The organism is Xanthomonas sp. LMG 12460, from assembly GCF_009192895.1.
In the GTDB taxonomy this organism is placed as follows: domain Bacteria; phylum Pseudomonadota; class Gammaproteobacteria; order Xanthomonadales; family Xanthomonadaceae; genus Xanthomonas_A; species Xanthomonas_A sontii.
Genome location: NZ_NKUH01000136.1, coordinates 1 through 20,251, shown reverse-complemented (window position 1 = coordinate 20,251; position 20,251 = coordinate 1). Strand labels below are relative to the sequence as shown.

Below are 20,251 nucleotides of genomic sequence, written 5' to 3'. Positions count from 1 at the left end.
GAGGGTACGGGCGAAGCCTCGTGTCGCCAAATCCGCGCGAGCGCTGCGCGCCGTACCCTCACCCCAATCCCTCTCCCGAGGGGAGAGGGGCTTTGGCGAACTGCACTACGGCGCTACCACGCCGGTTGCACGGTGCGCCGGCTACGCTGGCGCCCCCTGCTTTCTCCTGGTCGCCGCCATGCCGCTGATTCCATCGCCCGCCCCCGTCCCAGCCCTGCCCTTACGCGACCGTGTGGTGCTGGTCACCGGCGGCGCCCAGGGCATCGGCCGCGGCGTGGTGCAGGCAGTGCTGGGCGCTGGCGGCAACGTCGTGTTCGGCGATCTCGATGCCGATGCCGGGCGTGCCTGCGTGGCCGAGCTGGACGTTGGCGAACGCCTGCTGTTCCGTCGCGTCGACGTGGCCGCCGAAGCGAGCGTGCGCCGCTTCGTCGATGCCGCGCTGACCCGGTTCGGCCGCATCGATGGACTGGTCAACAACGCCGGGATCGCCGATCCGCATACCGGCCCGCTGGCGCAATTGTCGCTGCGCGAATGGAACCGGCGGCTGGGGGCGAGCCTGGGCGGTGCATTCCTGTGCAGCAAACATGCCCTGCCGGCGTTGCGCGACAGCCACGGCGGCGGCGCCATCGTCAACATCGCCTCCACCCGCGCGCAGCAGTCCGAACCGGACACCGAGGCCTACGCCGCGTCCAAGGGCGGACTGGTGGCCTTCACTCACGCGCTGGCGATCAGCGCCGGGCCGGCGGTGCGGGTCAACTGCATCAGCCCCGGCTGGATCGCCACCGACGCTTGGCGCAAGCCGAACGCGCGACGCACGCCCAAGCTGTCGCGACAGGACCATGCACAGCATCCGGTAGGTCGTGTCGGTACGCCACCGGACATCGGCGCGCTGGCGGTCTATCTGCTGTCGGCGCAGGCGGGCTTCATCACCGGCCAGGAGTTCGTGGTCGATGGCGGGATGACGCGCAAGATGCAGTACGCCTGAGGGCGTGGGGATTGGGGAGTCGGGATTGGGGATTCGTTAAAGCGGGTGTTGCCTTACCTGACGGGCCACGTGCATAGCTGGCAGCAACCCGCCTTTGCCAATCCCCAATTCCGAATCCCCAATCCCGCGGCAATCAGCCGCCCACCATCGGCTCCAACTGCGGATCCAGCGCCACGCGCTCGTCGAAGACGAAGCAGCGGCCGTCGTAGCCTTCGCCACCCACTTCCTCGAAGTAGCCGAGGATGCCGCCGTCCAGCTGCAGCACGTTGTCCATGCCGTCGGCGCGCATCCACAGCGCGGCCTTCTCGCAGCGGATGCCACCGGTACAGAAGCTGACCACGGTGGCGTCGGCCAGCGCCGCGCGATGCGGGGCCAGCGCTTCCGGCAGCTCGGTGAACTTGACGATCGGCAGGGTCAGCGCGCCGGCGAAGGTGCCGTAGGCCACTTCCTGCGCATTGCGCGTATCCAGCAGCACCACGCGCCGGCCGGCATCGTCGTGGCCCTGGCGCAACCAGCGTTGCAGCGTGGCCGGCGCCACCGCCGGCGCGCGCGCCGCCTCCAGCGGCGAGGCGGCGTCGCGGCGGAAGCTGATGATCTCCGGCTTGACCTTGACCTTCAGCCGCGCGAACGGCTGCTGCGCACTGGGGCTGGTCTTGATGCGCAGATCGGCGAAGCGCGGGTCGGCGCGCAGCTGCGCGTAGAAGCCGTCGATCGCCGCCGGCGTGCCGGCCAGGAACAGGTTGATGCCCTCGCCCGCCACCAGCACCGTGCCGCGCAGGTCGCCGTCCTGCGCCCAGGCGTGCAATTGCGCGGCGAGCGCGTCGGGGTCGGCGATGGCGACGAAGTGGTAGGCGGCGGTGTTGGCGATCATCGGCGCATTTTAGAGCCTGCGACGCACGACCGCTGCAGCAGCACGGTCCGCGCCTCCCGCGCACCGGCGCTTCGGCGAAGCGCGTCGAGGCATGCCCCCAAGCGCCAGCGTCGCCGCTAGCCGCGCAGCAACAGGAACGGCAGCAGCACCAGCGAGGCGACCAGCAGCATGCCCAGCAGCGTCGCCAGCACGAACAGCGGGCGCCGCCGCAGCAGGCTGGCGAAGGTCTCCGCGCTGCCGTCGCGCAGCGCCGCGGCGCGCTCGGCGCGGGCGCGTTCGCCGCGCTGGGCCTGGTACTCGGCCAGCAGCGCCTTGGCCCGCGCCTGCTCGGCGTCCTCGCGCAACCAGATGCCACCGGCGGAGATGCCGAAGGTGCCGGCGCGGGTTTCGTAGTAGCCGATGCCGGCGGCGTCGAGCAGCGCGCAGACCTCGGCGCGTTCGTCGTCGGGCACGTGACGCAGATTGAGCAGCAGTTTGGCCATGCGCCGCATGATAGCCGCTGCGGCGATGCGCTACCCTTGCACGCCCTGCCCGCCGTGGACGTCCCGCATGCGCCGAATCCTGCTGCTGTTGAGCCTGTCGTTGCCGGCGTGGCTGCTGATTGGCTGCACCCCGCCGGGTCCGCCGCCCGGCGGCAGCATCGCCGCGTTCCAGGCCACCGACGAGCGGGTCGGCGACGGCGCCGAGGCTCGCCCCGGCAGCCGCGTTACCGTGCACTACACCGGCTGGCTGTACGACGAGCACGCCAAGGACAAGCGCGGCGAGAAGTTCGACGCCTCCGCCGACCACGGCCAGCCCTTCAGCTTCGTGCTCGGCGGCGGCCAGGTGATCCGCGGCTGGGACGAGGGCGTGGCCGGCATGCGCGTGGGCGGCAAACGCCTGTTGATGCTGCCGTCGGACTACGGCTACGGCGACAGCGGCGCCGGCGGGGTGATCCCGCCGGGCGCCTCGCTGGTGTTCGAGGTCGAACTGCTCGATGTCCAGCCGCGTTGAGTCGACTGCGCCGATGCCCGCCAGCAAGCATGCCGCGCCGGTGCGCGGCCGCCTCGCCATCGTCGGCGGCGGCCCGGCGGGGCTGATCGCCGCCGAGACCGCGCGCGCCGCCGGCGCCGAGGTCGACGTGTACGAGGCCAAGGGCTCGGTGGGACGCAAGTTCCTGATCGCCGGCAAGGGCGGCCTCAACCTGACCCACTCCGATCCGTTCGAGCGCTTCGTCGCGCGCTATCGCGAGCGCGCGACGGCGGTCGGCGAGTGGCTGGCCGACTTCGATGCCGACGCGCTGCGCGCCTGGGCGCAGGCGCAGGGCGTGGAGACCTATGTGGGCAGCTCCGGCCGGGTGTTCCCGCTGGATCGCAAGGCCGCACCGCTGCTGCGCGGCTGGGTGCGGCGGCTGAAGGACGCAGGCGTGCGCTTCCACGTGCAGCAGCGCTGGCTGGGCTGGGACGCGGACGGCGCGCTGCGTTTCGCCGGTGCCGACGGCGAGCAGCGCGTGCAGGCCGATGCCTGCGTGCTGGCGCTCGGTGGCGGCAGCTGGCCGCAACTCGGTTCCGACGGCGCCTGGCAGGACACGCTGCGCACGCGCGGTGTGGAGGTCGCGCCGCTGCAGCCGGCCAACTGCGGCTTCGACGTGGACTGGAGCGCCTATTTCCGCGAACGCCACGCCGGCGCGCCGCTGAAGCCGGTGGTCGCGCACTGGCACGATGCGCAGGGCCAGGCGCAGTCGCTGCAGGGCGAATGCGTGGTCGGCGAACACGGCATCGAAGGCAGCCTGATCTATGCGCTGGCCGCGGACCTGCGCGAGTCCATCGCCGCGCACGGCCCGGCCACGCTGTGGCTGGACCTGGCGCCCGGCCGGGATCTACCGCGGCTGCAGGCCGAACTGGGCAAGCCGCGCAGCGGCCGCAGCTTCGGCGAGCATCTGCGCCGCCAGGCCGGCATCGACGGGGTCAAGGCGGCGCTGCTGTTCGAGATCCTCGGCAAGCAGGCCGGCCAGGATCCGGCGCTGGCCGCGGCCACGCTCAAGCGCCTGCCGCTGACCCTGCTGCGCCCGCGCCCACTGGCCGAGGCGATCAGCAGCGCCGGCGGCGTGCGCCTGGAAGCGCTGGATGCGCAGCTGATGCTGCGGGCACTGCCCGGCACCTTCTGCGCCGGCGAAATGCTCGACTGGGAAGCGCCGACCGGCGGCTACCTGCTCACCGCGTGCTTCGCCAGCGGCGTGCGCGCCGGGCGCGGCGCGGTGGCCTGGCTGCAACGCGCCACGCGCTGAGCGGCGCCGGCACGCGACTGGCCGGAATGGCCAGTGACCTTCGGGCCTGTCGTCGTCGTGGCCGCACGACGTATTCCTGCACGGACGTGGCGACCGCGGCTGTCTCGCGGTTCCAGCTCACCTCCCGCCTGGAGCGACGCATGCGTCCATCGATCCTGTTCTGCGCACTTGGCCTGGCCGGCAACGTCGTGGCCGCGAGCGCCGCGCCCAGCACCAGCCCGAAGATCCGGCAGGTCGAGCAAGGCCTGTTGCCGGCCGTCGTCATCCAGAACCAGGCAGGCGCGCAGCTGTCGCTGCTCGATCAGATGGACGCGCTGCACGTGCCGGGCGTGGCGATCGCGGTGATCCATCGCGGCCGCGTCGCCTGGGCCAAGGGCTATGGCGTCACCGCCACTGGCGGCGCTGCGGTCGATGCCAGGACCCTGTTCCAGGCTGGCTCGGTGAGCAAGCCGGTGGCGGCGATGGCGGCCTTGTCCCTGGTCCAGGACGGACGCGTGGCGCTGGACGCCCCGGTCAATGCGCGACTGACCTCGTGGACCCTGCCCGATTCCGCCGACAGCCACGACCATCCGGTGACCCTGCGCCAACTGCTGTCGCACACCGCCGGCACCAGCGTGCACGGTTTCGATGGCTACGCCCGCGGCGCCGCCGTCCCCACCCTGCAGCAGGTGCTCGACGGCCAGGCGCCCGCGAACTCGGCGCCGGTGCGGGTGGAGGCGCCGGTCGGGGTGCGCTACCGCTATTCGGGCGGCGGCTACACGGTGATGCAGCAGTTGCTGATCGACGTCGGCGGGCAGGACTTTCCAACGCTGCTGCAGCAGCGCGTGCTGGCGCCGCTGCGCATGCGCGCCAGCAGTTTCCGCCAACCGCTGCCCGCACGCGATCTGGCGCACGCGGCGCAACCGCACGATTCCAATGGCGCGCTGGTGGCAGGCGGCCCGCACACCTACCCGGAACTGGCCGCGGCCGGCCTGTGGACCAACGCGCAGGACCTGGCGCGCTATGCGATCGAACTGTGCGCTGCGCAGGCCGGCCGCGGCCGCGTGCTGTCCGCCGCCAGCGCCCGCGCCATGATGACCCCGGTGCGGGACGGCTACGGCCTGGGCCTGAACATCGGCGGCGCCAGCGCGCGCAAGTACGTCTATCACGACGGTTCCAACGCCGGCTACAAGGCCACGCTGGTGGTGTATCCGCAAGGATGCGATGGCGCCGTGGTGCTGAGTAACGGTGACCAGGGCTACCAGTTGGGTCTGGAGATCGTGCGCGCCGTCGCCGCGGCCTATGCCTGGCCGGACTTCCAGCCGATCCGGCGTACCGCCATCGCCGTGGACATCGCCGCGCAACGGCGCTTCGTCGGCAGCTTCGCCATCCCCGAGCTGGGCACGTTCCGGATCCGCGAAGCGCAGGGCCGCCTGCTGGTGGAACTGCGCAAGGATCAGGCCTACCCACTGATTCCCGCGTCGGATCACGCGTTCTTCCTGAGCGCGCAGGACATCGTCATCCGCTTCGATACGCCCGGCGATGCCGACCAGGGCACGCTCGACGCCGATGGCGGTCACTATCCGTTCCGGCGCGTGGCCGCGGACACCGCACCGTAGCCAGCGCCGGCATCGCGCCGGCGGACCGCGCTCAGAGGGTTGCGATCTGCACCCGCGCCTGCGGATCGCGCTTGGCCACGTACATGGCCTCGTCGGCGCGCTGGGTGAGCAGCACCGGATCAAAACCGGGCCCGGCCTGCACGGCGATGCCGATGCTCGGCTGCAACGGCAGGTGCCGACCACTGACCTCGCAGCCGTCCGTGCACGCCTCCATGATCCGCGCCGCGGCCGCCAGCACTTCGCGCCTGGCGTCGGCCAGGCCTTCCAGCAGCACCACGAACTCGTCGCCGCCCAACCGCGCGATGCTGTCCTGCCCGCGCAGGCAACGTTGCAGCAGCCGCGCGAAGTGCACCAGCAGCGCATCGCCGACGTGATGGCCGAAACGGTCGTTGACGCTCTTGAAGTCGTTCAGATCCAGGAACATCACCGCCACCTGGCCCTGGCCACGGCGCTCGTTCATGCGCCGCCGCAGGGTCTGGTTCCAGGCCATCCGGTTCGGCAGCCCGGTCAGTTCGTCGCGCAGCGCGCGCTCTTCCAGCAGCCGCGCCAACCGGGTCTGCCCGGTGATGTCGCTGATCATCAGATGCAGGCCGATCCGCTGCGGCGCCAGCGCCACGTCCGGAATCAGGCTGAAATGCATGATCCGCAACGCATCGGTGGCATCGCACAGCTCGGCGTCGAACTGCGCCGGCACGCCCTGCAGCGCCGCCGGCAGGTGAGGTTGCAGCAGGGCCAGTTGCTGCGGATCCAGCACCTCGTGCAGGCGGCGGCCGACGATGCGCTCCGGTGCCAGCGCGAACCACTCCGCATATGGCCGATTGACGAACTGGTAGCGCAGGTCGCGGTCGAGATAGGCGATCAGCGCCGGCGCATTGTCGGCGATGGTGCGCAACTGCGCCTCGCTGTCGCGCAGGCGGTGTTCGGCCAGGTGCTGCTCGGTGATGTCCTGGATGTGGGTGACGAAATGCAGCGGGCGCCGCTGTTCGTCGCGCACCAGCGACACCGACAGACGCGCACGCACGGTATGGCCGTCGCGATGGCGGTAGCGCTTTTCGCTGCGGTAGTCGCTGCGGCGGCCGGCGATCAACGCAGCCACCTGTTCCATGTCCTCGGCCAGGTCCTCGGGATGGGTCAAATCCTGGAAGCGCAGTTCCAGCAGCTCCGCGCGGCTGTAGCCGAGCATCGCGCACAAGGCGTCGTTGACGTCCAGCCAGTGCCCTTCCAGCGACACCAGCGCCATGCCGTGCGCGGCCGCCGAGAACGCGCCGGAGAAACGCTGCCCGGCCAGCAGCGCCGCATGCGACGCCGCGCGTTCGACGCTGACGTCGCGCATCACGCACACCGCGCCCAGGCTGCGCCCATCGCCGCCCTCCAGCCGTTCCGCATTGCACAGCACGCTGCGCGGCGGTTGTCCCTTGGCGGCGATCACCATTTCCGCATCGCGCACCGATTCGCCGCGCCAGGCACGGACCAGCGGCACCTCGTCACTGGTCAGCAGCCGCTGGCCGCTGGCGTCGAACAGGTCGAAGTACTTCGCCCACTGTTCGGGCGGCAAGGCGCGCGGATCGGCGCCGTGCCACTGCCGCGCCACCTGGTTGAACTCGCCCAGCGTGCCGTCGGCCTGGCACGACACCACGCCGTCGGGCATGGTTTCCAGCAGCAGGCTCAGCGTCTTGGCCTGGTCGTGGGCGATGCGCGCATCGCGGCGCGCCTCCAGATGCGCGGTGACCTGCCTGGCCAGGCGCTGCAGACCTTCGCGCTGGCGTTCGTCCAACTGCCGCGGACGGATGTCGATCACGCACAGGGTGCCGTAGCTATAGCCCTGGTCGCCGATCAGCGGCATGCCAGCGTAGAAACGCAGGTGTGGCGCGCCGCACACCAGCGGGTTGCCGGCGAAACGCGGATCCAGCGTGGCGTCCGGCACCTCCAGCAACTGCGGCTCCAGCAAGGCATAGGTGCAGAACGCCATCTCGCGCGGATACCCGGTGGTGCCGGCAGGCAGGCCGCAACTGGCCTTGAGCCATTGCCGGCGCTCGTCGATCAGCGAAATCAGCGCGATCGGCACCTCGCACAACTGGCTGGTCAGCCAGATCAGGTCGTCGAACGCCGGTTCCGGTGCAGTGTCCAGCATCCCCAGCTCGGCCAGCGCGCGCAGGCGCTCGGCTTCGTCGACGGGCAGCGGCGCGGGAACGACGTCGGGGACCGAGGGCTGATTCATGCGCGGCACGCTGAGAAGGAAACGGCACGATAACGGGCGGCGGCAGCGATGGCGAGCATGCGTGACCGATGCGGCGATGCAAAAAAGCGAACGCCCTGCCCCGCCGCTGTCAGAACGCATCGGTTGTGGGATGCCTACCTCACGGCACCGCCGGCGCGGCGCGCTTCTCCATGAACACGCAATCGAGGACGATCCCGCAGGGATGCGGGTAGCTTCCCTCGCTTACCACGGCATAGCCCTGCGCAAGGTAGAACGCCACCGCATTCAGCGCCGCGGCGAGATGGATGCGCGGACACGGCGCCAGGCGCTGCTCCAGCGCCTGCAGCAGGCGCCGGCCGCAACCGCGCCGACGGCGCCTCGCTCATTGCGACTTGCTGTCGCGCAGGCGCCGGATCCTCTCCGGCGGCTGGAACGAATCGCTGCGCGCGTCGCCCCAGTAATCGTGGAAGACCGCATGGTCGGGCACGGTGCGCAGCAGTTCGCCCGGCTCCAGGTAGCGGTACAGCGAGGCCAGCGAGCGGATCTCCACCTGCGAGATGCGGCGCAGGATGTGCTCCGGCCCCAGTTGCGAAGGATGCGTCAACCCGGCGGCGCTGAGCAGTTCGCGCAGGGCCTTGAGCGTGTTGGCGTGGTAGTGCGCGACCCGGGTGGCCTTGTCGGTGGGGTCCAGGTGCTGCCAGCGGCGCCGGTCCTGGGTGGCGATGCCGGTCGGGCAGCGGTCGCTGTGGCAGCTCAGCGACTGGATGCAGCCCAGCGCGAACATGAAGCCGCGCCCGGCGTTGCACCAGTCCGCGCCCAGCGCCAGGGTGCGCGCGATATCGAAGGCGCTGGTGATCTTGCCGGCGGCGCCGAGCTTGATGCGCTCGCGGATGTCCAGCCCGACCAAGGTGTTGTGCACCAGCAGCAGGGCCTCGTGCATCGGCACGCCGACGTGGTCGATGAACTCCGCCGGCGCCGCGCCGGTGCCGCCCTCGGCGCCGTCGACGACGATGAAATCCGGGTACAGGCCGCTTTCCTGCATCGCCTTGGCGATGGCGAACCACTCCCAGGGGTGGCCGATGGCCAGCTTGAAACCGGTGGGCTTGCCGCCGGACAGCTCGCGCAGCCGGGCCACGAACTGCAGCAGCTCCAGCGGCGTGGTGAACGCCGAATGCCGCGACGGCGAGACGCAGTCCTGGCCCATGGCGACGCCGCGGGTGGCGGCGATCTCGGCACTGACCTTGGCCGCTGGCAGCACGCCGCCGTGGCCCGGCTTGGCGCCTTGCGAGAGCTTGACCTCGATCATCTTGACCTGCTCCAGCGTCGCGTTGGCGACGAAGCGCTGCGGGTCGAAGCGCCCCCGCTCGTCGCGGCAGCCGAAGTAGCCCGAACCGATCTCCCACACCAGGTCGCCGCCGCACTCGCGGTGGTAGGGCGAGATCGAGCCCTCGCCGGTGTCGTGGTAGAAGCCGCCCTGGCGCGCGCCGGCGTTGAGCGCGCGGATGGCGTTGGCCGACAGCGCGCCGAAGCTCATCGCCGAGATGTTGAACACGCTGGCCGCGTACGGCTGCGCGCAGCCGGCGCCGATGGTGACGCGGAAGTCGTGGTCGGCGATCTCGCAGGTGGCCAGCGAATGGTTGATCCATTCGTAGTCCGGCGCGTAGGTGCTGCGCTGGGTGCCGAACGGCACCACGTCCATCACGTTCTTGGCGCGCTGGTAGACCAGGGCGCGCTGCTGCCGCGAGAACGGCGCCTCCTCGATGTCGCTCTGCAGGAAGTACTGGCGCATCTCCGGGCCGACCGATTCCAGGCCGTAGCGGAAATGCGCCAGGATCGGATAATTGCGGCGCAGGGTGCTGCGGGTCTGCAGCAGGTCCACGGTGCCCAGCACCGCCAGCACCGCGAAGGCGGCCACGCCCCAGCCCCACAGCGGCCAGATCGCGCACAGGGCGATGGACAGCGCCAGCAGCACGCAGCTGGCGATATAGGCTAGGTAGCGGTGCATCGCGGTCCTCGCAGGCGTCGTAAGCCGGCGAGTGTAGAGGGTGTCGCGCTCATGGCGTTGCAACCGTCATCGGGGCCGCTTGGCGCAGGTACAGCCAGCGCATGCCAATGCGCCGGTGACACCAGACGGTACGCGCGCCCGAGAACTGCGCTACAGCCGGTCGTCCACCGCCGCGCGCGGCCACACCGACTTGACGTCGTAGACCACCAGATCGGGCGTGCCGAGCGCGCGGATCTGCGCTGCGTCCAGGTCGCGGTAGGCCGCGTGCGCCACCGCCAGCACCACCGCGTCGTAGCGGCCGGGCACCGGCTCGGGCAGCAGGTCCACGCCATGCGTCTGCGCCGCCTGCGGATCGGCCCAGGGATCGCAGGCATCGACGCGGGCGCCGGCCGCGGCCAGCGCCTGCACCAGCTCCAGCGCGCGGCTGTTGCGCAGGTCCGGGCAGTTCTCCTTGAAGGTGACGCCGAGCACCAGCACGGACGCATCGGCCATCGCCACGCCCTTGCCGGCCAGCAGTGCCTGCACCCGCGCGGCGACATGCGCGCCGACCCGGTTGTTGACCTGGCGCGCGGTGTGGATCAGGTCCGGGTGGTAGCCCACGCTCTCGGACTTGTGCAGCAGGTAGTACGGATCCACGCCGATGCAGTGGCCCCCGACCAGGCCGGGCCGGAACGGCAGGAAGTTCCACTTGGTGCCGGCCGCGTCCAGCACGTCCTGGGTATCGATGCCGAGGCGGTCGAAGATGAGGGCGAGTTCGTTGACCAGGGCGATGTTGACGTCGCGCTGGATGTTCTCGACCACCTTGGCCGCCTCGGCCACGCGGATCGACGGCGCGCGCCAGGTGCCGGCCGCGATGATGCCGGCATACAGCGCGTCCACCGCATCGGCGGCGGCCGGGTTCGAGCCCGAGGTGATCTTGCGGATGTCGGCCAGGCGCCGCTGGCGGTCGCCGGGATTGACCCGCTCCGGGCTGTAGCCGCAATGGAAGTCGACGTCGCAGCGCAATCCCGAGCCCTGCTCCAGCAGCGGCACGCAGACTTCCTCGGTGGTGCCCGGGTAGACGGTGGACTCGTAGATCACCAGGTCGCCGCGCTTGAGCACGCCGGCCAGCAACTCGCTGGCCTGGCGCAGCGGCTGCAGGTCGGGCTGTTCGTGCGCATCGATCGGGGTCGGTACGGTGACGATGTACACGTTGCGGTCGCGCAGCGCCGCCGCGTCGTCGCTGTAGCGCAGGTGCACGCCGGCGCGCAGTTCCTCGGCCTCCAGTTCCAGGGTCTGGTCGTGCCCGTCGCGCAGTTGCGCCACGCGCTGCGCATCGATGTCGTAGCCGAGCGTGTCGTGGCGAGCGCCGAACGCCACCGCCAGCGGCAGGCCCACATAGCCGAGGCCGATCACGGCGATGCGCGGCGGCGCGGAGTCGAGCACGGGAGCAACGGGCATGCCAGTCCTTTGCGGGCACCAGCGGCGGCGGCCGTCGGCGCGTGAGGGGAAAACGGGGTGCCCGCGGACGCGGACCTCGTGCATGGTAAGCCGCTGCAGCGGCGCGGACCAGATTGCTCGGCGGAACGCCAGGGTCGCAGATGCGCGCCTCGCATTCACACGCCGCGTCGGCCTCCTTCACAACGCTGCGTGTGAAAGTCGGCGCCCGAGATCACGCTTTGTCGCCGCGCAGGTGCGCGTCTTGTCATGCACACCACATGAGCACCACCTCACCTTTACGCGCCGCGGCCTAGGGTGATGGAGCGGTGGCTGCCAGGGGGGCACCCTCCGCCTCCCTCTTTCCTCTCACTCAAGGAGAACTCGCGTGAGTCACGCTCCGAGCCTGCTCGTGGATGTCGAAGCCGAATTGGCGCATTGGAAGGCGCTGCACGCGGCGGGCAAACTGGGGTCGCAGTCGTTCAGCGAACATGCGCGCCTGATCAAGATGGCCTGCGATGTGTTCCTGCAGTTGCCGCGCGAATCCAACGACGTGCGATTGCAGCGCCTGCGTCAGCGCTACGACGCCGAACACCCCTGGCCGCGCATCGCCTGGAGCGATGCCGAAACCCTGGTCGTCGCCTGCTGGGCGCGCCTCGACGGCTCCGAGCAGCACGACCGCCATCCGGATCCGGCGCCCACCCCCGCCTGATCCAGGAGGTTCGTCATGTCCCCGCCCGCCAACCGCGACAACGCCCACGACTCCCAGCAACGCAGCCACACGCCGGACAAGATCCACAACGAAGACGCGCAGTGGAAGGATCGCGACCAACCCGATACCGACCCCAAGCGCGACCACGCCGATCCCGAGCACGACTACCCGCGACCGGACGGCAGCGAGTAAGGACGCCAAGACTCCCGCTGCGGCACACCACGGTCGCCGCAGCGGCACCCCTGCCCAACCGCACCGAACGCCGACGGTCAGCGCAGGCTCGATCCGCGCACGATGCAGCGGCCACTGAGCACCACCTTGCGGGTCGGCTGCGTCGGCGCGTTCATCCGCTCCAGCAGCAGCGACATCGCGGTGCGGCCCATCTCTTCCACCGGCTGTTCGATCACGGTGATGCCGGGTTCGACCAGGTCGGTCCAGCTTTCGTTGTCGAAGCCGGCCAGCGCCAGATCCTGCGGAATGCGCAGGCCGGCGCCGCGCGCGGCCTTCAGCGCGCCCATCAGCAGCAGGCTGTTGCTGGCCACCAGCGCGTCCGGTCGCGGCGCCTGCGCCAGCCAGGCCTGGACCTCGGCGATCGCCGCCTCCGCGCTCGGTGCCACCTCGCGGTAGTCCGGCGTCAGGCCGTGCCCGCGCATCGCCTCCAGATAGCCGTCGCGACGCTCGGCGGCAGTGCTGCTGGTCTTGCCGAACAGGCCGCCGATGCGGCGCACGCCGCGGCCGACCAGGTGATCGACCAGCGCCGCCATCGCCGCGGCGTTGTCCAGCACCACGCTGTCGTGCGTACCGCTCTTGCCGGCGCGGTCCAGCAGCACCACCGGATGATCGAAGGTCAACTTGCCCAGTTGGCTCTGGGTGGTGCGGGTGGGGGCGAAGATCAGCCCGCTGACCCGCTCTTCCTGCATCAGTTGCAGATACAGCGCCTCGCGCTGCGGATCCTCGTCGGTATTGCACAGGATCACGCGCATGCCGGCGCGGTAGGCCACGTCCTCGACTGCGCGAATGGCCGCGGTGAAGAACGGATTGCGGATGTCGGCGACGATCAGCCCCACCACCCCGGAGTGCTGCGAGCGTAGCCGCCGTGCCATCAGGTTGGGGCGGTAGCCGGTCTCGCGCACCGCCGCTTCCACCCGCGCCCGCACCTCCTCGCTGACCGGGCCGTGGCCCAGTGCCCGCGACACGGTCGAGGTCGAGACGCCGGCGACCCGCGCCACGTCGTGGATGCTGACGCTCACTGGCAACGTTCCCGCTTGTTTTCCATGTCGACCCCCTGTCTTTGTGGCGCCTCCAGATAGTAGCACCAGGCTTTTCCGAAAGAATTGTGCACTGCACATTGACGATTGACTGGGAACGTTCCCACACTGCGCCCACTCGTCGCCCACCTTCAAGGACTCCGCGTGTCCCAGACGCCCTCCTCCTCCCTGGTTTCCAGCGACCTGGTCCGGGTCGATGCCCAGGCCCACGACAAGGCCGACGCGATCGCCCAGGCGGCGCAGTTGCTGGTCGCCGCCGGCTGCGTGCCGCCGGCCTACGAGGCCAGCATGCTGCGCCGCGAAGCGCTGGCCAACACCTTCCTGGGACATGGCGTGGCGATCCCGCACTGCTCCGGCGAGGACCGCCACCTGGTACGCCGCGACGGCATCGCGGTACTGCAGCTGCGCGACGGCGTGGAGTGGAACCCGGGCCAGACCACGCACTTGGTGGTCGCCATCGCCGCCCAGTCCGACACCCACATCACCGTGCTGCGGCGCCTGACCCGGCTGATCCAGGATCCGCCCAAGCTGGAGGCGCTGTTCGCCAGCGACGACCCGCAGGCGATCGTCGCCGCCCTGAGCGAGGATGCGGCCGCCACTGCGCCCGCCGCGCCGGCCAGCGACCTGGCCGAGCGCTTCGACTGGACCGTGCGCTACCCCACCGGGCTGCACGCGCGCCCGGCCACGCGCTGGGTGGAAACCGCGCGCGGCTTCGCCGCCCGCATCCAGGTGCGCGCAGGCGACCAGGTCGGCGACGCCAAGAACCTGGTGTCGCTGCTGCAGCTGGGCCTGCACACCGGCGACACCGTGACCATTTCGGCCGAAGGCCAGGACGCCGCCGCGGCGCTGGCACGGCTGCGCAGCGTGATCGACGGCCTGACCGCGCAGGAGCAGGCCGACGCCGACGCCGCCGCGCAACGTCGCGCCGCGCCGGTTGCCGGCTGGACCCCGCCGCAGGCGAAGCCGGCCATCGTCGGCATCGGCGCCAGCCCCGGCCTGGCGATCGGTGTGGTGCACAAGCTGGCCGGCCACGACGTCGCGGTGGCGGACACGCCGGTGCCGCTGAGCGACGGCGGCGCCCTGCTGCACGACGCCCTGCAGCGCACCCGCACGCAACTGCAGGCCATCGAAGAGGACACCCGGCGCCGCCTCGGCGCCGGCGATGCGGCGATCTTCCGCGCCCAGGCCGAACTGCTCAACGACACCGACCTGATCACCCTGGCCTGCCAACTCATGGTCGAGGGCCACGGTGTCGCCTGGTCCTGGCAGCAGTCGGTCGAACGCCTGGCCAACAAGCTCTCGGCGCTGGGCAATGCGGTGCTGGCCGGGCGCGCCAGCGACCTGCGCGACGTCGGCCGCCGGGTGCTGGCACACCTTGATCCGAGCCTGGCCGGCGGCAGCCTGGCGCAGTTGCCGGCCGCGCCGTGCGTCCTGCTCGCCCACGACCTGTCGCCGTCGGACACCGCCAACCTCGACACCGGCCGCGTACTCGGCCTGGCCACCGCGGTGGGCGGCCCGACCTCGCACACCGCGATCCTCTCGCGCACGCTCGGCCTGCCGGCGCTGGTCGCCGGCGGCGCCGACCTGCTGGACCTGGAGGACGGCGCCACCGTCATCGTCGACGGCAGCAGCGGCCGCCTGTACCTGGCGCCATCGGAGGCCGACCTGGCCTCGGCCCGCGCCTATATCGAGGAACAGCAGCAACTGCGTGCGCGCGAGGCCGAGCAGCGCAACCAGCCGGCGCAGACCGAGGACGGCCATCGCCTGGAGATCGGCGCCAACGTCAACCTGCCCGAACAGGTCGCCGCGGCGCTGGCTCAGGGCGCCGAGAGCGTGGGCCTGATGCGCACCGAATTCCTGTTCCTGGAGCGCGGCAGCACGCCCAGCGAGGACGAGCAGTACGCCACCTACACGGCGATGGCGCAGGCGCTGGACGGCCGCGCGCTGATCGTGCGCGCCCTGGACATCGGCGGCGACAAGCAGGTCGTGCACCTGAACCTGCCGCGCGAGGACAACCCGTTCCTGGGCGTGCGCGGCGCGCGCCTGCTGCTGCGCCGCGCCGACCTGCTGCAACCGCAGCTGCGCGCGCTGTACCGCGCGGCCAAGGACGGCGCGCGCCTGGCGATCATGTTCCCGATGATCACCTCGGCGGCGGAACTGCTGACGCTGCGCGCCGAATGCGAGCGCCTGCGCGCGGAGCTGCAGGCGCCGGAGGTGCCGCTGGGCATCATGATCGAAGTGCCGGCCGCGGCGATCCAGGCCGATGCGCTGGCGAAACACGCGGACTTCTTCTCGATCGGCACCAACGACCTGACCCAGTACACCCTGGCCATCGACCGCCAGAACCCGGACCTGGCCGCCGAGGCCGACAGCCTGCACCCGGCGGTGCTGCGCCTGATCCGCACCACCGTCGAGGGCGCCGCGCGCCACGGCCGCTGGGTCGGCGTGTGCGGCGGCCTGGCCGGCGATGCGTTCGGCGCGGCCCTGCTGGCCGGCCTGGGCGTGCACGAGCTGTCGATGACGCCCAACGACATCCCCGCGGTGAAGGCGCGCCTGCGCGGCAGCCGTCTGGATGCGCTGCAGGCGCTGGCGCAGCGCGCGCTGGACTGCGAAAGCGCGGCCGAGGTGCGCGCGCTCGACGGAGCCGGCGCATGAGCGTCGATGCCGTCACCGTCACCCTGAATCCGGCGATCGACCTGACCGTGGCGATCGACCGGCTGCAACCGGGCCAGGTGCACCGTGCGCGCAGCGCCCACGCCATCGCCGGCGGCAAGGGCATCAACGTCGCCGCCTGCCTGGCCGATGCCGGCCTGCGCTGTGCCGCGCTCGGCGTGCTCGGCGCCGGCAATGCGCCGGTATTCGAAACCCTGTTCGCCGACCGCGGCATCGACGACCGTTGCCTGCGCGTGCCCGGCGACACCCGCAGCAATCTCAAGCTGGTCGCCGCCGACAGCGGCGCCACCACCGATATCAACCTGCCCGGCCTGGCCCTGGACCAGGCCCAACTCGATACCGTCGGCGCGCGCTTGGCCGAGCTGCTGCGTCCCGGCTTGCCGGTGGTGCTCAGCGGCAGCCTGCCGGCAGGCCTGACCGAGGACACCTGGCGGCAGCTGCAGGCGCAGGCCGCCGCCGCCGGTGCGCGGGTGCTGCTGGACACCAGCGGTGCGCCGCTGCACGCCGCCCTGGATGCCCCGCGCGCGCAACTGCCGTTCGCGATCAAGCCCAACCGCCACGAGCTGGAGGAATGGGCCGGCGCGCCGCTGGCGAGCACCGCCGAGCTGCTCGGCGCCGCGCGCGCGCTGCTGGCGCGCGGCATCGGCCTGGTCGTGGTGTCGCTGGGCAGCGATGGCGCGCTGTTCGTGCGCGGCGAGCAGGCGCTGCTGGCGCAGCCGCCGCAGCTGACCGGCGGCAGCAGCGTCGGCGCCGGCGACGCGATGGTCGCCGGCCTGGTCGCGGCCTTGCGTGCCGACGCCGACCTGGCCACCTGCGCGCGCCAGGCCACCGCCTTCGCCGTGGCCACCCTGGGCAGCGGCGTCGCCCGCCGCCTGCCGCGCGAGCGCCTGGCCGAGCTGGCCGCGGCGGTCCGCGTGGAGACCCTGGCATGACTTCCGCCGCGTCGCTGCCGTGCGCCGCGTCCTCTTGCGCTCATCGGGAGCCCGCATGAATCCGATCCTCGTGGTGATCGCCGCCGGCGATCGCAGTACCGAAGCCGTCCTCGCCGCCGAAGCGCTGCGCCATGCCGCCACGCTGCGGGGTGCGACGCTGCAGGCCGAGGTGCGCACGCCGCAGGGCGTGATCGCCCCGCTGGACCTGGCCGCCGCTCCCACCGCCGCGCCGCTGCTGCTGGTCGGCGACGGCGACGTCGATGCCGCCCGCTTCGCCGGCCGCAGCGCGCAGCGCAGCAGCCTGGACGCGGTGCTGGCCGATGCCGGCGCGGTGCTGGCGCCGCTGCTGACCGCGGCCACCGCCACCGCCGGCGCGGCCGCTGTCGGCGGCACCGAGGGCGCCGGCAAGCGCATTGTCGCCATCACCTCCTGCCCCACCGGCATCGCCCACACCTTCATGGCCGCCGAGGGCCTGCAGCAGGCGGCCAAGGCGCTGGGCCACCAGATCCGGGTGGAAACCCAGGGCTCGGTCGGCGCGCAGGACGCGCTCAGCGCCGAGGAGATCGCCGCCGCCGACCTGGTGCTGATCGCCGCCGACCGCGAGGTCGACCTGGGCCGCTTCGGCGGCAAGCGCCTGTTCAAGAGCGGCACCAAGCCGGCGATCAACGACGGCCCGGCACTGATCCGCAAGGCTTTGGCCGAGGCCAGCGTGCACGCCGCCGGCACCGGCGGCAGCGCCCCGGCCAAGGCCCAGGGCGGCCGCTCCGCCGGCCCGTACAAGCACCTGATGACCGGCGTGTCGTTCATGCTGCCCTTCGTCACCGCCGGCGGCCTGCTGATCGCGCTGGCGTTCGCGCTCGGCGGCATCTACGCCTTCGACGACGCGCACAAGGGCACGCTGGCCTGGTCGCTGTTCCAGATCGGCGCCAAGGCCGGCTTCACCCTGATGGTGCCCGCCCTGGCCGGCTACATCGCCTACTCCATCGCCGACCGCCCCGGCATCGCCCCCGGCATGATCGGCGGCATGGTCGCGGCCAACCTCGGCGCCGGCTTCATCGGCGGCATCCTGGCCGGCTTCATCGCCGGCTACGGGGTGGCCGCGCTGAACCGGGCGATCAAGCTGCCGCGCACGCTCGAGGGCCTGAAGCCGGTGCTGATCCTGCCGGTACTGGGCACCCTGCTGGTCGGCCTGGCCATGCTCTACGTGGTCGGCCAGCCGGTGGCCGAGCTGCTGGCCTGGCTCACCGAATGGCTGCGCGGCATGCAGGGCAGCAGCGCGGTGCTGCTGGGCCTGCTGCTGGGCGCGATGATGGCCTTCGACATGGGCGGACCGGTCAACAAGGCCGCCTATGCCTTCTCCACCGGCCTGATCGCCAGCCAGGTGTACACGCCGATGGCCGCGGCCATGGTCGCCGGCATGACCCCGCCGCTGGGCATCGCCCTGGCCACCTGGGTGTTCCGCAGCCGCTTCACCCAGGACGAGCGCGGCAGCAGCGCCGCCACCGGCGTGCTCGGCCTGGCCTTCGTCACCGAAGGCGCGATCCCGTACGCCGCGCGCGACCCGCTGCGCACCATCCCCGCGCTGATGCTCGGCTCGGCGCTGGCCGGCGCCATCTCGATGGCCGCCGGCGCCGAGCTGAAGGTGCCGCACGGCGGTGTGTTCGTGCTGCCGATCCCCAACGCGGTCAGCCACCTGGGCATGTACCTGGTGGCGCTGCTCGCAGGCACCGTGGTCACCGCGGTGGCGCTGCGGGTGCTGAAGAAGCCGGTTCTCGCCTGATCCCGTCCATGCGCCGGCGCGTCGCCACGCGATGCCCCTCCCCCCGTCGCCGCTGGCGGCGCGCCGGCCTTTCCCTGCTGAGGAGTTCCGCCATGTCCCGTCCCCTCGTCTCGTCCCTGCCCCTGGCCACCCTGGCGCTGGCGCTCGCCGCACCGCTGGCCCATGCCCAGGACGCCAGCGACGCCTTCAAGCTCAAGCTCGCCTACACCGGCGAAGGCGCCGTGTCGCTGGACGGCGGCAAGCATGAGGGCAGCGCCTACGCCGGGCAGCTGATGTTCGGCACCGACGTGGACCTGCAACGGCTGATGGGCTGGAACGGCGCCACGCTGAAGGTCTACGGCATCAATCGCCACGGCACCAACCTGGCCAACGGCAACATCGGCAACAGCACCTCGGTGCAGGAAATCTACGGCGGCCAGGGCACCCGCCTGGCCAACTTCACCATCGACCAGAAGCTGTTCAACGACCGCCTGGAACTGGAGGCCGGCCGCAGCGTGGCCAACATCCACTTCCTGGGCTCGGAGCTGTGCGGCTACTTCCAGGGCAACTCGGCCTGCGGCAACCCGACCTTCGTGTTCCGCACCAGCAACTTCACCTACTGGCCGGTGTCCAGCTGGGCCGCGCATGCCAAGGCCTGGGTGACCCCGAACGTCTACGTCCACGTCGGCGCCTACGAGGTCAACCCGATCCAGGCCGAACGCGGCCAGCACGGCCTCAACTGGAGCACCAACGACAGCACCGGGGTGATCGTGCCGTATGCGATCGGCTACAGCACCCAGGCCAGCGGCGCGCGCCTGCCGGCGATGTACGAGCTCGGCGGCTGGCAGGACAATTCGGACTACCGCGATCCGCTCAACGACCGCAACGGCAACCCGGCGCGGCTGAGCGGACTGGACTACGCCACCCGCAGCGGCCGCTCCGGCGCGTTCTTCCGCTTCGAACAGCAGGTCACCCGCCCCGATCCGGACAGCAATCGCGGGCTGGTGCTGTTCGGCTCGGTGCTCAAGGGCACCTCCGGGCAGTTGATCGAAGATCATTTCCTGGAACTGGGCCTGGTCCAGCGCGGCACCTTCGCCAGCCGCCCGCAGGACAACATCGCCTTCGTCGTCACCCAGCAGCATTACAGCGACGACGCCCTGGAAGACCTGCGCTTGGCCCGCGCCGCGGCCGGCGGCAGCGGCACCCCGCACCGGTCGCAGACCATGATGGAACTGAGCTACGGTATCCAGGTCACCCCGCAACTGCGCATCGCCCCGAACCTGCACTACATCGTGCACCCGGACCAGTTCAACGAGCCGGCCCGTACTCGCGACCTGCCCAATGCATTGGTGGCTGGGTTGCGGCTGGACTGGGCGCTCTGAGGGGCCGGGATTCGGGAATCGGGATTGGGGATTCGCAAAGGCGGGCGGACTGCGGCCTGAAAGTCTGCGTGCAGACGCGGCGCGCGGTCTGACGCTGACAGCATCAGTGCAGACCGACCCATCCGCGCAGATGCCGACATGATTCACTCTCGATAGCGGCACGTTGAACGCACGAGGCCCCGGCATG

The 20,251-nt window shown here is 71.3% G+C and carries 16 protein-coding genes and 1 pseudogene; 10 read left to right on the top strand and 7 right to left on the bottom strand.

Annotated features, from left to right (window positions below):
* Positions 1-178: 178 nt before the first annotated feature.
* Positions 179-985 (top strand): glucose 1-dehydrogenase, encoded by an 807-nt coding sequence (locus tag CEK66_RS19830; protein WP_152238035.1) that lies wholly within the window; start codon positions 179-181, stop codon positions 983-985.
* Positions 986-1,118: 133 nt separating this feature from the next.
* Here CEK66_RS19830 and CEK66_RS19825 read toward each other — a convergent pair whose 3' ends face one another.
* Together CEK66_RS19825 and CEK66_RS19820 are read right to left on the bottom strand one after the other, a co-directional pair.
* Positions 1,119-1,856, bottom strand: coding sequence for a sulfurtransferase (locus CEK66_RS19825; protein ID WP_152238034.1), 738 nt, complete (start codon positions 1,854-1,856; stop codon positions 1,119-1,121).
* A gap of 116 nt (positions 1,857-1,972) precedes the next feature.
* Positions 1,973-2,338: a DUF6164 family protein gene (locus tag CEK66_RS19820; RefSeq protein WP_152238033.1), complete on the bottom strand. Its 366-nt coding sequence runs from the start codon at positions 2,336-2,338 to the stop codon at positions 1,973-1,975.
* A 67-nt stretch (positions 2,339-2,405) separates the two neighbouring features.
* Between CEK66_RS19820 and CEK66_RS19815 the strand changes: the two genes are divergently transcribed.
* The 3 genes from CEK66_RS19815 (at position 2,406) to CEK66_RS19805 (ending at position 5,720) form a co-directional block, all read left to right on the top strand.
* The gene (locus CEK66_RS19815; RefSeq protein ID WP_152238032.1) at positions 2,406-2,849 is read left to right on the top strand and encodes an FKBP-type peptidyl-prolyl cis-trans isomerase; all 444 of its coding nucleotides are present in this window, start codon (positions 2,406-2,408) and stop codon (positions 2,847-2,849) included.
* A gap of 13 nt (positions 2,850-2,862) precedes the next feature.
* Entirely contained in the window at positions 2,863-4,122 is a 1,260-nt protein-coding gene (locus CEK66_RS19810; protein WP_152238036.1) for a TIGR03862 family flavoprotein, read from the top strand.
* Positions 4,123-4,262: 140 nt separating this feature from the next.
* On the top strand, positions 4,263-5,720 hold the full coding sequence (locus CEK66_RS19805) for a serine hydrolase domain-containing protein (RefSeq protein ID WP_152238031.1): 1,458 nt from the start codon (positions 4,263-4,265) through the stop codon (positions 5,718-5,720).
* A gap of 31 nt (positions 5,721-5,751) precedes the next feature.
* On the opposite strand, the gene CEK66_RS19800 is transcribed toward CEK66_RS19805, so the two are convergent.
* From CEK66_RS19800 to CEK66_RS19785, 4 genes and pseudogenes are all read right to left on the bottom strand, one after another.
* Positions 5,752-7,938, bottom strand: a complete 2,187-nt coding sequence (locus CEK66_RS19800) for a diguanylate cyclase (RefSeq protein WP_152238030.1) — start codon at positions 7,936-7,938, stop codon at positions 5,752-5,754.
* A gap of 139 nt (positions 7,939-8,077) precedes the next feature.
* A pseudogene (locus tag CEK66_RS19795) lies at positions 8,078-8,278 on the bottom strand (GNAT family N-acetyltransferase); the annotation flags it as partial.
* A 21-nt stretch (positions 8,279-8,299) separates the two neighbouring features.
* Entirely contained in the window at positions 8,300-9,922 is a 1,623-nt protein-coding gene (locus CEK66_RS19790) for an FMN-binding glutamate synthase family protein (protein ID WP_152238029.1), read from the bottom strand.
* A gap of 150 nt (positions 9,923-10,072) precedes the next feature.
* On the bottom strand, positions 10,073-11,362 hold the full coding sequence (locus tag CEK66_RS19785; RefSeq protein WP_152238028.1) for a nucleotide sugar dehydrogenase: 1,290 nt from the start codon (positions 11,360-11,362) through the stop codon (positions 10,073-10,075).
* Positions 11,363-11,726: 364 nt separating this feature from the next.
* Between CEK66_RS19785 and CEK66_RS19780 the strand changes: the two genes are divergently transcribed.
* Both CEK66_RS19780 and CEK66_RS20480 read left to right on the top strand, forming a co-directional pair.
* On the top strand, positions 11,727-12,050 hold the full coding sequence (locus tag CEK66_RS19780) for a hypothetical protein (protein WP_017911090.1): 324 nt from the start codon (positions 11,727-11,729) through the stop codon (positions 12,048-12,050).
* 15 nt (positions 12,051-12,065) lie between these two features.
* Positions 12,066-12,242 (top strand): hypothetical protein, encoded by a 177-nt coding sequence (locus CEK66_RS20480; RefSeq protein WP_193312729.1) that lies wholly within the window; start codon positions 12,066-12,068, stop codon positions 12,240-12,242.
* Positions 12,243-12,319: 77 nt separating this feature from the next.
* Here CEK66_RS20480 and CEK66_RS19775 read toward each other — a convergent pair whose 3' ends face one another.
* Positions 12,320-13,300: a LacI family DNA-binding transcriptional regulator gene (locus CEK66_RS19775; RefSeq protein ID WP_152238027.1), complete on the bottom strand. Its 981-nt coding sequence runs from the start codon at positions 13,298-13,300 to the stop codon at positions 12,320-12,322.
* A gap of 162 nt (positions 13,301-13,462) precedes the next feature.
* Here CEK66_RS19775 and ptsP point away from each other — a divergent pair, with 162 nt between their 5' ends.
* The 4 genes from ptsP (at position 13,463) to CEK66_RS19755 (ending at position 20,064) form a co-directional block, all read left to right on the top strand.
* Positions 13,463-15,973: a phosphoenolpyruvate--protein phosphotransferase gene (ptsP, locus tag CEK66_RS19770; protein WP_152238026.1), complete on the top strand. Its 2,511-nt coding sequence runs from the start codon at positions 13,463-13,465 to the stop codon at positions 15,971-15,973.
* Positions 15,970-16,923 (top strand): 1-phosphofructokinase, encoded by a 954-nt coding sequence (gene pfkB, locus CEK66_RS19765; protein WP_152238025.1) that lies wholly within the window; start codon positions 15,970-15,972, stop codon positions 16,921-16,923. Before ptsP ends, pfkB begins: the two co-directional genes overlap by 4 nt.
* A gap of 55 nt (positions 16,924-16,978) precedes the next feature.
* Positions 16,979-18,703: a fructose-specific PTS transporter subunit EIIC gene (locus CEK66_RS19760; RefSeq protein ID WP_152238024.1), complete on the top strand. Its 1,725-nt coding sequence runs from the start codon at positions 16,979-16,981 to the stop codon at positions 18,701-18,703.
* Between the two features lie 92 nt (positions 18,704-18,795).
* A complete protein-coding gene (locus CEK66_RS19755; protein WP_150408945.1) occupies positions 18,796-20,064 on the top strand; it encodes a carbohydrate porin in 1,269 nt (422 codons plus the stop codon).
* Positions 20,065-20,251 lie beyond the last annotated feature (187 nt).